Annotated in this window: 2 protein-coding genes; both read left to right on the top strand. The window is 72.9% G+C overall.

Features of this window, described 5'->3' with window-relative positions:
- On the top strand, positions 1-4635 hold a 4635-nt coding region (locus FVS66_RS27495), incomplete at its 5' end, for a non-ribosomal peptide synthetase (protein WP_149183923.1).
- On the top strand, positions 4635-14648 hold the full coding sequence (locus FVS66_RS27490) for a non-ribosomal peptide synthetase (RefSeq protein WP_149183922.1): 10014 nt from the start codon (positions 4635-4637) through the stop codon (positions 14646-14648). The genes FVS66_RS27495 and FVS66_RS27490, both read left to right, overlap by 1 nt.
- Positions 14649-14676 lie beyond the last annotated feature (28 nt).

Genomic DNA, 14676 nt, shown 5'->3' with positions numbered 1-14676 from the left:
CTCGGGGGGCATTCGCTGCTCGCCACCCGCCTCGTGAGCCGGATCCGCTCCGCCTTCGGGCGGGAGCTCGGTATCCGTGCGGTGTTCGAGTCGCCGACGGTGGCGGGGTTGGCGTTGCGTCTGGTGGGTGCTGATGTGGCGCGGAGGGCGTTGGTGGCGGGGGAGCGGCCTGCGCGGGTGCCGTTGTCGGCGGCGCAGCGTCGGTTGTGGTTCCTGCATGAGCTGGAGGGGCCGTCGGCGACGTACAACGTTCCGCTGGTGCTGAGGCTTGAGGGTGAGCTGGACGCGGCTGCGCTGGAGCTGGCCCTGGGTGATGTGGTGGGCCGGCACGAGAGTCTGCGGACGGTGTTCGCGGATGTGGATGGTGTGCCGTATCAGCGGGTGCTGCCGGTGGTGGATGCCGGTGTGGTGCTGGAGGTGGTGGGGGTCTCGGAGGAGGGGCTGGCCGCTGCTGTGGATGGTGCCGCGGGGTATGCGTTCGACCTGTCCGTGGAGTTGCCGTTGCGGGTGACGTTGCTGCGGGTGGGTGAGCGGTCGTCGGTGCTGGTGGTGTTGATGCATCACATCGTGAGTGATGGTTGGTCGCTGGCTCCGCTGGCGGATGATCTGTCGGCTGCGTATGCGGCGCGGGTCGGTGGTGGGGCGCCGGGTTGGGTTCCGTTGCCGGTGCAGTACGCGGATTACGCGTTGTGGCAGGCGGAGGTTCTGGGTGACGAGGGTGATGCGTCGAGTGCTGCGGGTCGGCAGATCGAGTACTGGCGCAGTGCGCTCGCTGGTGCGCCTGAGCTGATCGAGTTGCCGGCGGACCGGCCGCGTCCGGCGGTGGCCTCTTATCGCGGTGGTGCGGTTGATCTGGCTCTGGATGCGGAGTTGCACGGTCGTCTGCTGGCGGTGGCTCGTGAGTGCGGGGTGACGCCGTTCATGGTGGTGCAGGCCGCTGTCGCGGTGCTGCTGTCGCGGTTGGGTGCGGGCACGGATGTGCCGTTGGGCACGGTTGTGGCGGGCCGTTCCGATCAGGCGTTGGACGGTCTGATCGGGTTCTTCGTGAACACGTTGGTGCTGCGCACGGACGTGTCGGGCGACCCCTCGGTCCGGGAGCTGCTGGCCCGGGTCCGCGAGACGGACCTGGCCGCGTACGCGCACCAGGACGTGCCCTTCGAGCGCCTGGTCGAGGTCGTCAGCCCGCACCGCTCGCTGTCCCACCACCCGCTGTTCCAGGTGATGGTCGTCCTCGACAACAACGTCGAGGCCGCCTTCGACCTCCCCGGCGTCGACGCCTCCTTCGAGGGTGCCGACCTCGGCGTGGCCAAGTTCGACCTCACCTTCCACCTGGAGGAAACCCCCGACGGGCTCAGTGGAGAGGTCCAGTACGCCTCGGACCTGTTCGACGAGGCGAGTGCGCAGGGTCTGGGCGAGCGGTTCGTCCGCGTGCTGGAGGGGCTGCTCGCGGACGTGGACGGCCGGATCTCGGCGGTCGACGTGCTGTCGGCCGGCGAGCGCGGCCGGGTGCTGGAGGAGTGGGCGGGTCCCGCGCCTTCCGGTGAGCCGAGTGACGGCCTGTCGTTCCCCGAGCTGTTCGCGGCCCGGGTGGCGGCGGACCCCTCGGCGCCCGCGCTGGCGTTCGAAGGTGTCGAGTTGACGTACGGCGAGCTGGCGGCGCGGGTGGACGCGTTCGCCGGGCACCTCGCCTCCTGCGGTGTGGGCCCGGAGGCCGTGGTGGCCGTGGCGCTGCCGCGCTCCGTGGACCTGGTGGTGTCGCTGCTGGCGGTGCTGCGGGCCGGTGGCGCGTATGTGCCGGTGGACCCGGACTACCCGGCGGACCGGGTGGCGTACATGCTCTCGGATTCCCGGCCGGCATTGCTGGTCACCGACAGCGCGACGCTGCCGGGGCTCGGTGAGTGCGGGGTGTCGGTGGTGCTCGTGGACGGACTCGCCGACGAACCCAGGCCGCCCATGGCTGCGCGGGTGCAGCCGCGTGCGGACCACCCGGCCTATGTGATCTACACGTCGGGTTCGACGGGCCGGCCCAAGGGCGTGGTCGTGCCGCACGGCGGCATCGCCTCCCTGGCCCGTGCCCAGCGGGACGCGTTCGGTGTGGGCCCGGGCAGTCGGGTGCTGCAGTTCGCGGCACTGAGCTTCGACGCGGCGGCCTGGGAGATCGTGATGGGGCTCCTGTCGGGAGCGACCCTGGTGGTCGCCCCGGCGGAGCGGCTGATGCCGGGACCCGACCTGGCCGCACTCTGCGCCGAGCAGGACGTGACGCACGTGACCCTGCCGCCGACGGCGCTGGCGGTGCTGCCGGACGATGCGCTGCCGGCCGGCGCGACGGTCGTCGTGGCGGGCGAGGCGTGCCCGCCGGAGCTGGTCGCCCGCTGGTCCGAGGGGCGCCGCATGATCAACGCCTACGGTCCGACCGAGACGACCGTGTGCGCCACCATGAGCGCGCCGCTGTCGGGCGAGGCCGTGCCGCCGATCGGCCGTCCGATCGCGGGGGCCCGGGTGTACGTGCTGGACGCGGCCCTGCGGCCGGTGGCTCCCGGCGTCACCGGCGAGCTGTACGTGGCGGGTACGGGTCTGGCCCGTGGCTATCTGGGCCGTCCGTCGCTGACGGCCGAGCGGTTCCTCGCCGATCCGTTCGGCCCCGCGGGCTCACGGATGTACCGCACGGGCGACCTCGTGCGGTGGACCGCCGACGGAGAGCTGGAGTACCAGGGCCGGGCGGACACGCAGGTGAAGGTGCGCGGCTTCCGCATCGAGCTCGGTGAGGTGGAGTCCGCCCTGAACGCCGTGACAGGCGTGGGCCGGGCGACCGCCGTGGTGCGCGAGGACCGTCCGGGGAACCGGCGCCTGGTCGCCTACTACGTCGGCGACGCGGACCCGGCGGCCGTGCGGGCACAGATCGCCACCGGACTGCCGGACTACATGGTCCCGGCCGCCCTGGTGGCCCTGGACGAGATCCCGCTGACGCCCAACGGCAAGGTCGACCGGGCATCGCTGCCCGCACCGCAGTGGTCCACGACCACCGGCGGCGGCCGCAGGCCCGCCGACGCCCGTGAGGAACTGCTCTGCCGGATCTTCGCCGACGTCCTCGGCCTGCCCGACGTCAGCCCCGACGACAGCTTCTTCGACCTCGGGGGCGACAGCATCATGTCGATCCAGGTGGTCAGCCGCGCCCGCACGGGCGGGCTGCTGGTCTCGGCCCGCGACGTCTTCAGGGAGCGGACTCCCGCCCTCCTGGCCCGGGTGGCCACAGCGGTGGTGACCACGACGGAGGACCGGGACGCCGGTACGGGCACCTTCGCGCCCACACCGATCATGCGCTGGCTGGAGCAGTACGAGGCCACCGACGGCTTCAACCAGTCGATGACCGTACGCGTCCCGGCGAACCTCGACGAGCAGGCACTGGTCCGGGCCGCCCAGGCCCTGATCGACCACCACGACGTCCTGCGCCTGCGCCACCATCCGGACGGCACGTACGAGGTGCGCGAGCGCGGCACCGTACCGGTCTCGGTCAGGCGCGTCGGCCCGGGCGACGGCGAAGCCGCGGAGACGGCCCGCCGGGAACTGTCCCCGGCAGCCGGCGATGTTTCACGGTTCGTCTGGTTCGACGCCGGACCCGACGTGCCGGGCACGCTGCTGATCGTCCTGCACCACCTGGTCGTCGACGCGGTGTCGTGGCGGATACTGCTGCCCGACCTCGCCGCCGCGTACGAGGCGGCCGCAGCGGGCCGGGCCCCCGAGCTCGCCCCCGTCGCCACGTCGTACCGGACCTGGGCCGGGCGCCTGCAGGCGGCGGACCGGCGTGCCGAGCTCCCGGTGTGGCAGGGGATCGCCGCGACCGCGGAGCCGCTCCTCGGCACCCGCCGGCTGGACCCGGCGGTCGACACCGCCGCCACCGCCCGGGAGATCGAGCTCACCCTGGCACCGGACGTCACCGAGGCGCTGCTCACCAGGGTCCCGGCGAGTGTCAACGGCAACGTCACCGACGCGCTGCTGTACGGGCTGGCGACGGCGGTCGTGGAAGGACGCGGCGCCGGACCGGTCCTCGTCGACCTCGAGGGGCACGGACGTGAACATGTCGCCGACGGGGTGGACACCTCCCGGACGGTCGGCTGGTTCACCAGCCTCTACCCCGTCAGGCTCGACCCGGAGGGCCGCACGCCCACCGACCGGCTCAAGCAGGTCAAGGAGCAGATGCGTGCGTTCCCGGACAACGGCGTCGGGTACGGCATTCTGCGCCACCTGAGGGGCGAGCCCGGTCTGGCCGTCGCGCCGCAGATCGGCTTCAACTACCTGGGCCGGTACATCGACGGCGACGACACGGGCGACTGGCAGACCGTCGACGGGCCGACGCCCGCGCCGCGGTCGCCCGAGATGCCGATGACACACGCGGTGGAGATCACCGCAGTCACCGAGAACCACGAGGGCCGTCCGCACCTCGTCGCCACCTGGACCTGGGCGTCCGGACTGCTTGCCGAGTCCGAGGTACGGCGGCTTGCACACGCGTGGTTCGACGCGCTCACCGCACTCGCGGACGAGCGGCCGGACGTGGTCGGACTGACGCCGTCCGACCTGAGCGACGACCTGACACAGAGCGAGATCGACAGCCTCGAGGCTGAACTGGGGGATTGGTAATGAAGCGCTCGCGCCTCGAAGACGTACTGCCGTTGACACCGTTGCAGGAGGGGCTGCTCTTCCACTCCCTCTACGACGACGAGGCCGTGGACGTCTACAACACCCAGCTCGTGCTGGCGCTCTCCGGTGAGGTGGACGCGGCCCTGCTGCGCCGCAGCGCCGAAGCCGTCCTGCGGCGGCACGCCAACCTCAGGGCCGGTTTCCGGCTGCGGGCGAACGGCCGGCCGATGCAGATCATCCCCCGGGACGTGACGCCCGGCTGGTCCGAGTCGACCCTTCGGGCCGAGGAGCTGGACGCGTTCCTGACGGCCGAACGGGCCACCCGGTTCGACCTCGGCCGGCCGCCGCTGATCCGGTTCAGCCTGGTACACCTCGGTCCGGAGGAGCACCGGCTCGTGGTGACCAACCACCACATCCTGCTCGACGGCTGGTCGGCGCCCCTGCTGGTCGACGAGCTCTTCGAGGTCTACGAGGCGGGGGGCAGCACCGACGGGCTGCCCCGGGTCACCCCGTACCGGGACTATCTGGGCTGGCTCGCCCGGCAGGACGCGGACGCCGGCGCGGAGGCGTGGCGGACCGCGCTCGCCGGCCTCGACGGGCCGACCGCGGTGGCTCCCGGCGCTCCCGCGGGCAAGGTACTGCCCGAGCGGATCGCCGCCGAGCTTCCGCCCGGGACCACGGCCCGCCTGGTCCGGATGGCGGCCGACCGCGGCCTGACCGTCAACAGCCTGGTGCAGGGCGCCTGGGCGATGGTGCTCGGGCAGCTCACGGGCCGCAACGACGTCGTCTTCGGTGCCACGGTCTCCGGCCGCCCGGCCGATCTACCCGGCGTCGAGGCCATGATCGGTTCCTTCATCAACACGCTCCCGGTGCGCGTCGGGCTGGACCCCGCCGCGACGTTCGCCGAGGTCGTCGGCGACCTCCAGCGCCGGCAGGGCAACCTGCTCGACCACCATCACGTCAGCCTCGCCGAGATCCAGCGGGCGGCGGGTCTGGGAGAGCTCTTCGACTCGATCCTCGTCTTCGAGAACTACCCCTTCGAGGAGGCGGAGGAGAGCCCGGCGGGGAAGCTCAGAATCGCCGACATCGAGGGCGGCGGCGCGACCCACTACCCGCTCAGCCTCATCACCGGCATCGCGGGAGACCGGCTCGTCGTCCGGCTCGACATCCGTCCCGAGCAGTTCGACAGGGCGCAGGGCACCGCCATCGCCGCCCGGTTCCTCCAGGTCCTCGAAACCGTCGCCACCGACCCGGACCTTCTCGTCGGCCGCATCGACGTGACCCTGCCCGCCGAGCGGGAACAGGTCGTCGAGACGTGGAACGCCACGGGTCTCGAACTGCCCGCCGCGGTCCTGCCCGAGCTGCTCGACGCCCAGGCGGCTCGCACGCCCGGCCGGGTCGCCCTCGTCCTGGAGGGCGAGGAGGTCACGTACGGGGAACTGCACGCGCGGGCCAACCGGCTGGCCCGCCACCTCGTCGACCGGGGCGCGGGTCCGGGGGAGCTCGTGGCCCTCGCCGTGCCCCGCTCGGTGGACCTCCTCGTCGGGCTGCTCGCGATCGTGAAGACGGGTGCGGCGTATCTGCCGGTGGACGTCGGCTACCCGGCCGACCGCATCGCCCACATGCTCGCCGACGCCGCCCCGATCCGCGTGCTGGACAGCGCGTACCTGGCCGGCACGGACGCGGAGGGGTACGAGGACACCCCGCTCACAGACGCCGACCGGCTCCGTCCGCTGTACCCGTCCGACCCGGCGTACGTCATGTACACCTCCGGCTCGACGGGCCGCCCCAAGGGCGTCGTCATCCCGCACGCCGCGGCCGTGAACCGGCTCGACGGCATGCAGCGCGCCTACCCCCTGGCGGCCGACGACCGGGTGCTGCAGAAGACCGCCACCAGCTTCGACGTATCGGTCTGGGAGTTCTTCTGGCCGCTGCTGCAGGGCGCCACGATGGTGATGGCCAAGCCGGACGGGCACCGTGACCCCGAGTACCTCGCCGAGCTGATCCGGGCCGAAGGCGTGACGACGGTCCACTTCATCCCCGCGATGCTCTCGGCCTTCGTGCAGACGCCGCAGGCCGCCGACTGCACCAGCCTGCGCCGCGTGTTCTGCGGCGGCGAGGCCCTGCCCGCGGACCTGCACCAAAACTTCCGCGAGCTGCTCGGCGTCCCGCTGCACCATCTGTACGGCCCGACCGAGGCCACCGTCGACGTCACGGCGTGGGACGGCGGCCAGGAGATAGGCCCGGGCAACGCGCCGATCGGCTTCCCCGTGTGGAACACCCGCGTCTACGTGCTCGACCGGGCGCTGCGCCCGGTTCCGCCCGGCGTCATGGGAGAGCTCTACCTCGCGGGCGTCCAGCTCGCGCACGGCTACCTGAACCGTCCGGGCCTCAGCGCGGAGCGGTTCGTGGCCGACCCGTACGGCCCGGCGGGGTCGCGGATGTACCGCTCCGGCGACCTGGGGCGGTGGAACCCCGACGGTTCCCTCCAGTTCGCCGGCCGCGCCGACCGCCAGGTCAAGGTGCGCGGCGTCCGGATCGAGCTCGACGAGATCCGGGCCACGGCGGCCGAACTGCCCGAGGTGGGCCAGGCCGTCGTCACCGTACGCGACGAGCGACTCGTCGCGTACGTCGTACCCGGCGGGGACGACCGGGTCGGCGACGACCTGATCCGCACGGTCCGGGAGCACCTCGCCGCGAGGCTGCCCGAGGTGCTCGTGCCCGGCGCGATCGTGCTCCTCGACGCCCTGCCGCTGACCCCCAGCGGCAAGCTCGACACCGCCGCGCTGCCCGCCCCCGACTTCGGAGCCGCCCCCGCGGCGCGAGCCGCGGCGACGCAGCAGCAGGAGATCCTCTGCGGTCTGTTCGCCGAGGTGCTCGGCCTGCGGTGGGCCGGTGTCGACGACGACTTCTTCGCGCTGGGCGGACACTCACTGCTCGCCACCCGGCTGGTCAGCCGCATCCGCTCCACGTTCGACGTCGAGCTGCCGATCCGCGCGCTGTTCGAGGCGCCGACCCCGGCCGGGATAGCCGCCCGCCTCGACACGGCGGCCACCGCCCGCCCGCCGATCCTCGTGGGCGCGCGACCGGAGCACCCGCCGCTGTCGTACGCGCAGCGACGCCTCTGGTTCCTGTACCGGCTGGAGGGGCCCGCCGCCACCTACAACCTGCCGATCGCGCTGCGCCTGACCGGCCGGCTGGACCGGGCCGCGCTGCGGGCCGCGATCACCGACGTGGTCGAGCGGCACGAGGCCCTGCGGACAGCCTTCCCCGACTTCGCGGGCACGCCCTACCAGCAGGTCCTGCCCGCCGAGGTCGACCTGAGGGTGGAACGCTGCTCCCCGGAGGCGCTCGCCGCTGCGGCCGGGTACACCTTCCACCTCGAGCGGGAGGCCCCACTGCGCGTCACGCTCTTCGACTCCGGTCCCGACGAACACACGCTGCTGCTGCTCCTGCACCACATCGCCGGTGACGGCTGGTCCGCGTCCCCGCTCGCGACCGATCTCGCCACCGCTTACGCGGCCCGGTGCGCCGGTGAGAGCCCCGCCTGGCCGGCACTGCGCGTGCAGTACGCGGACTTCGCCCTGTGGCAGCACGAACTCCTCGCCGGTGAGGAGGACCCGGACAGCCTGATCAGCCGTCAGCTTGCCTACTGGCGGACGGCGCTGGCCGGTGCCCCCGAACTGCTCGAGTTGCCCACCGACCGCCCCCGCCCCGCGGTCGCGGGGAACGGCGGCGGTGTCGTGGAGCTGGCCGTGCCCGCCGCCGCCCACGAGGCGCTCGTGGCGCTGGCCAGGGCCCACCAGGCGAGCCTGTTCATGGTGGTCCAGGCCGGTATAGCCACCCTGCTCACCCGTATGGGGGCGGGGGCCGACATCCCCATGGGCACGGCGATCGCCGGCCGGACCGACGAGGCGCTCGACGACCTCGTCGGGTTCTTCGTCAATACACTGGTGCTGCGCACCGACGTGTCGGGCGACCCGTCCTTCGCCGAGCTGCTCCGCCGCGTCCGCACCGCCGACCTGGCCGCGTACTCCCACCAGGACGTGCCGTTCGAGCGGCTGGTCGAGGTGCTCAACCCGGCCAGGTCACTCGCCCACCACCCGCTGTTCCAGGTGATGCTGACGTTCGCCAACACGGCGGGCGGAGACTTCGACATGGCCGGCCTCGACGTGGTCCGCGAGCAGGTCGGCGCGGACACCGCCAAGCTCGACCTGTCCTTCTTCCTCGCCGAGGAGCACACCGAGGACGGTCGTCCGGACGGTCTGCACGGTGCGATCCAGTACGCGACGGACCTGTTCGAGGCCGAGACCGTGCAGGCGATGGCCGACCGTCTGGTCCGTCTGCTCACCGCGGCCGCGGCCGACCCCGACCTCCCGGTCGGCGACCTGCCGATCCTGTCGGAGGAGGAACGCCACAGCGTTCTGGTCGGCTGGAACGACCCGGGGCGCGACGTGCCCCGGACGACCGTGCCGGAGCTGTTCGCCGCCCAGGCGGCCCGGACCCCCGGGGCCACCGCCGTCGTGTGCGGCGACGACCGCATCACGTACGCCGAACTGGCGGACAGGGTCGAACATCTGGCCAGGATCCTGGTCGCACGGGGCGCCGGCCCGGAGACGTTCGTAGCCATCGCCCTGCCGAAGTCCGTCGACCTGGTGGTGGCGGTGCTCGCCGTGTTCCGGGCCGGGGCGGCCTACCTGCCGCTGGACCCGGAGCACCCGGCGGACCGGCTCGCCTTCGTGCTCGACGACGTCGATCCGGTGCTGGTGCTGACCACCGGGGCGATCGAACTCCCCGGCGCGCGTCCGCGCCTCCACCTGGACGCGGACCTCCTCCCGCACACGGAACGGGAGGAGCCGCTGCCCGGGTTCGTACCGGACAGTGCCGCCGCGTACGTGATCTTCACCTCTGGTTCCACCGGACGGCCGAAGGGCGTCGTGGTCGAGCACCGCTCGCTCAACTCGTACCTGGCGTGGGCCCGGGATGCCTACGACTCCGTGGAGCGCGGCGCGCTCGTGCATTCGCCGATCTCCTTCGATCTCACCGTCACCGGCGTCTTCGCGCCCCTGACCGCAGGCGGCGCCGTGGACCTCGTCGACCTGAACGGCGACGCCCCCGGCACGCGCCCCGCCTTCGTCAAGGCCACCCCAAGCCACCTTTCGCTGCTGCTGAACCTGCCGGAGGCGTTCTCCCCCACCGAGCAACTCGTGCTCGGCGGAGAGTCGTTGATGGGCGAACTGCTCGAAGAATGGCGCCGTCGGAACCCCGGCGTGACCGTCGTCAACGAGTACGGGCCCACGGAGACGACCGTGGGCTGCACCGAGTTCCGCATCGCCCCCGGCGACGCCGTCCCCAGCGGTGTCATCACCATCGGCCGGCCGGTCTGGAACACCCGGATGTATGTGCTCGACGCGAGGCTGCGACCGCTGCCCGTCGGAGTGACGGGCGAGCTCTATATCGCGGGCGACCTGGTCTCCCGCGGCTACCTCAACCGGCTCGGCCTCACCGCCGCCAAGTTCGTCGCCGACCCGTACGGCCCTCCGGGGTCGCGGATGTACCGCTCCGGCGACCTCGGCCGCTGGAGCCGGCACGGCGAGCTGGAGTTCGTCGCCCGTGTCGATCACCAGGTGAAGCTGCGGGGCTTCCGGATCGAGCTGGGCGAGGTCGAGTCGGCCGTCGGCAACCACCCGGACGTGTCGCACGCCGCCGTCGTGCTGCGCGAGGACAGGCCGGGGGACAAGCGTCTCGTCGCGTACGTGACGCCCGCCGGGCTCGACCTGGCGGACGTGCGGGCGTACGCCGCCGAGCGGCTTCCCGAGTACATGGCGCCGTCCGCGTACGTGGCGATGGACCGACTGCCCTTCACCGCCAACGGAAAGCTGGACCGGGACGCGCTGCCCGAGCCCGAGGCGACGGTCACGTCCGCCCAGGGCCCCCGGGACGCCCGCGAGGAAGCCCTCTGCACGATCTTCGCCGAGTGCCTGGGCGTGCCCTCGGTCGGCGTCGACGACGTCTTCTTCGACCTCGGCGGGCACTCGCTGCTCGCCGCCCGGGTCGTCGCCCGCGTCCGGGACGAGCTCGGCGTCGACGTCGGCATCCGGACCCTCTTCGAGGCACCCACCGTCGCCGGGTTCGCCGCGCGGATCGCCGGGTCGGGACCGGCCGCCGGGCGGTCCCGACCCGCGCTCACCCCGCGGCCGCGGCCCGAGCAGGTGCCTTTGTCGGCCGCCCAGCGCCGTCTGTGGTTCATGTACCGCTTCGAGGGCCCGTCGCCCACGTACAACGTCCCGCTGGCGCTGCGGCTCACCGGCCGGGTCGACCGGGCCGCGCTGCGGGCCGCCCTCGCCGACGTGGTGGGACGGCACGAGAGCCTGCGCACCGTCTTCGGTGACGAGTCAGGCGTGCCGTACCAGCGGATCGTGACCGGAGAGCCGGTTCTGGAGGAAGTGGCCGGCGACGACATCGCCGCCGCTGCCGGGTACGCGTTCGCGCTCGACCGCGAACTTCCCATCCGCTGCTGGCTCTTCTCCCCCGGCGGCGACGAACACGTCCTGCTCGTGCTCGTCCACCACATCGTCACCGACGGCTGGTCGATGGGACCGCTGCTGCGCGACCTGGCCACCGCGTACGAGGCCCGCCGCGCCGGGCGCGCCCCGCACTGGGCCCCGCTTCCGGCGCAGTACGCCGACTACGCCCTCTGGCAGCAGGAGGTCCTCGGCGAGGAGGACGACCCGGACAGCGTGCTGGCACGCCAGACGGCGTTCTGGCGCGACACCCTCGCGGGCGCCCCCGACCTGCTGGATCTCCCCGTCGACCGGCCCCGGCCGGCCGCCCTCGGCCACCATGGCGGCTCGGTGCCGCTGACGATCGGTCCCGCCTTGTACCGCGCCGTCGCGGACCTGGCCCGCCGCCGGCACGCCAGCGTGTTCATGGTGCTGCAGGCCGCCCTCGCCGCCCTGCTCGCCCGGTACGGCAGCGGCACGGACATCCCGATCGGCTGCGCGGTCGCCGGCCGCGACGAGGAGGCGGCCCGTGAGCTGGTCGGTTTCTTCGTCAACACGGTCGTGCTGCGCACCGACGTCTCCGGCAGCCCGACGCTGCACGAGCTCCTCGACCGGGTGCGGGAGACGGACCTGGCCGCGTTCGCCCACCAGGACGTGCCGTTCGAGCGGCTCGTCGAGGTGCTCAACCCGGCCCGCTCGCTGGCCCACCACCCCCTGTTCCAGGTGATGCTCACCCTGCAGAACCTCGACATCTCGGAGCCGGAGCTGGCGGGCCTGGTGGTCCGCGGGGAGCAGGTCGACTCGGAAGCCGCCAAGGTGGACCTGGCGTTTGTCCTGGAGGAGGACGAGACCTCGGGGCTGAACGGGATCGTGCGGTACGCCACCGACCTGTTCGACCCGGAAACCGCCCGCGGCTTGGCCGACTCCCTGGTCCGGCTGCTCGCCGCGGCCGTGGCCGAGCCGGACGCGCCGTTGGACCGGCTCGACGTCCTCGGTCCGGAGCTGGGCCGGCGGGTCCTCGAGGGGTGGAACGACACCGCCCGCGACGTGCTCCCGCTCACCTGGCCGGAGCTCTTCGCGCGGCAGGTGGCCCGTACCCCGGACCACCCGGCCGTGGAGCACGGTGCAGAAACGCTCAGCTATGCCGAACTGGACCTCCGCGCCAACCGGCTCGCGAACCTGCTGCGCGAGCGGGGCGCGGGACCGGGGGAGATCGTTGCGCTGCGGCTGCCCCGCTCGGCCGACCTGGTGATCGCCGTGCTGGCGACGCTGAAGGCCGGCGCCGCGTACCTGCCGGTCGACCCGGACTACCCGGCCGAGCGGATCGCGTTCATGCTCGACGACGCCCGGCCGGTATGCGAGCTCTCGCCCGCTTCCTTCCCGGTCCCGGAGGGGCTGCCCGGTACGGAACCGGTCGTCGCCCGGCACCTCGACGACGCCGCGTACGTCATCTACACCTCCGGATCGACGGGCCACCCCAAGGGCGTCGTGGTGTCCCACCGCGGCATCGCGGGCCTGGTCGCCAACCAGGCCGAGCGGTACGAAGCCGGGACGGGCAACCGCGTCGCACAGCTGATCTCCCCGAGCTTCGACGCGAGCGTCTCCGAGCTGTGCCTCGCCCTGCTCACCGGCTCCTGCCTCGTGATCCCCCCGGGCATGCTGGCCGGCGACGAACTCGCCGCGTTCCTCGCCGACCGGCGCGTCACGCACGCGCACCTCACGCCGGCCGTGATGTCCGGCCTGCCGCGTGTCGCGCTGCCCGCCCTACGGATGATCATCACCGGCGGCGACGTGCCCCCGGCGGATGTGATCGCCCACTGGTCCCAGGGCCGCGGGCTCGTCAACGCGTACGGCCCGACCGAGGCGACCGTCGACGTCGCGTCCTGGGTGTACGACGCTCCGGGCCGGCAGACGGTCCCGATCGGCCGGCCCATCGCCAACGCCGGTGTGTACGTGCTCGACCGGTACCTGCGGCCCGTCCCGCCCGGCGTGGCGGGAGAGCTGTACACGACCGGTCCCGGCCTGGCCCGCGGCTACCTCGACCGCCCCGCCCTGACCGCCGAGAGGTTCGTCGCCAACCCGTTCGCACCCGGCTGCCGGATGTACCGCACCGGCGACCTCGTCCGGTGGGACCGCGACGGCCGGCTGGTGTTCGTCGGCCGGGCCGACACGCAGGTGAAGCTCCGCGGCCTGCGGATCGAGCTGGGGGAGATCGAGTCGGCGCTCGCCGAGCAGCCCGGTGTCACCCACGCCGCCGCGGCCGTCCACGCCGACCGGCTCGTCGGCTACGCCGTCCCGGCCCCCGGAGTACAGCTGGACCCCGGGGAACTGCGCAGCCGGCTCGCAGTGGTGCTGCCGGCGCACATGGTGCCCGGTGCGGTCGTGGTGCTGGAAGGCCTGCCGCTGAGTCCCAGCAACAAGCTCGACCGCAAGGCCCTGCCCGTACCGGAGGTGAGCGCGGCGACGGCCGGGCGCGATCCGCGCAGCCTGCGCGAGGAACTGCTCTGCGGCCTCTTCGCGGAAGCCCTCGAACTGCCCCGGGTCGGCGTCGACGGGAACTTCTTCGAGCTCGGTGGCCACTCGCTGCTCGCGATGCGCCTCGCCACCCGGATCAGCACCGCGCTCGACGTCGTGGCGGACATCCGGACGCTCTTCGAGGCGCCCACCCCGGCCCTGCTCGCGGCGCGGCTCGACAGCGCCGACGACACCGGCCCCATGGCGGTGCTGCGCCGTGGCGGCGACCGCCCCTCCCTGTTCTGCGCTCCGCCGGCGCTCGGCCTGAGCTGGTGCTACGCGGGACTCCTGCGCGGGCTGCCCGAGGACGTGGGCCTGTACGGCCTGCAGGCGTGGGGACTCGACGGCCCGGGACCGCTGCCGGACTCGCTGGCCGCGTGGGCGCTCGACGCGGTCGAGCAGATGCGCGCCGTGCAGCCGCAGGGCCCGTACCACCTGCTGGGGTACTCGACCGGTGGCAACATCGCGCACGCCATCGCCACCACCCTGCAGGAACAGGGCGAGCAGGTGGCCCTGCTGGCCATCATGGACTCCCGGCCGGGCGACCCCGCTCAGGAGGGCCCTGTGGCGGAGCAGCGGCTGCTCACCTCCGCCGACGTGCTCGCCGTCCTGAGCGACGACGCGGGCGGTGACCCCGACAACCGGGGCGACGAGGCGGAACAGCGGGCGCGGGCACGGGGCCTGGTCGGAGAGATCCTCGGCGGCGCGGCCGACGAGCGGCTCTTCGACGTCATGATCAACACCATCATGGTGGCCACGGCGCACCGGCCCGCAGCGTACAAGGGCGAGGTCGCGCTGATCACCTCGGGCGGCGAGGAGAGGGCCGCGAAGCTCGCCACCGCCTGGGCTCCCTACGTGGACGGGGAGCTGAAGGTCACCCCGTTCGGTTGCGGGCACGACGATCTGCTGGAGCCGGCCCTGCTGCGCGACGTGGCTACACGTATCGCCGGGTCCTTCGAATGCGGGCCGGAAATGGCCGTAATAGAGGACCGATAAGGCGGCTCAATACCGTGCCACGTATTCC

Origin of the sequence: Streptomyces sp. TRM49041, assembly GCF_008271805.1 — a bacterium.
Classification (GTDB): Bacteria; Actinomycetota; Actinomycetes; order Streptomycetales; family Streptomycetaceae; genus Streptomyces.
The sequence above is the reverse complement of the archived record's forward strand: the minus strand, read 5'-3'. Positions and strand labels throughout refer to the sequence as shown.

Bases quoted from the DNA above. Each gene is read 5' to 3' on its own strand.
- FVS66_RS27490 (WP_149183922.1), top strand. From the start codon at position 4,635: ATGAAGCGCTCGCGCCTCGAAGACGTACTGCCGTTGACACCGTTGCAG.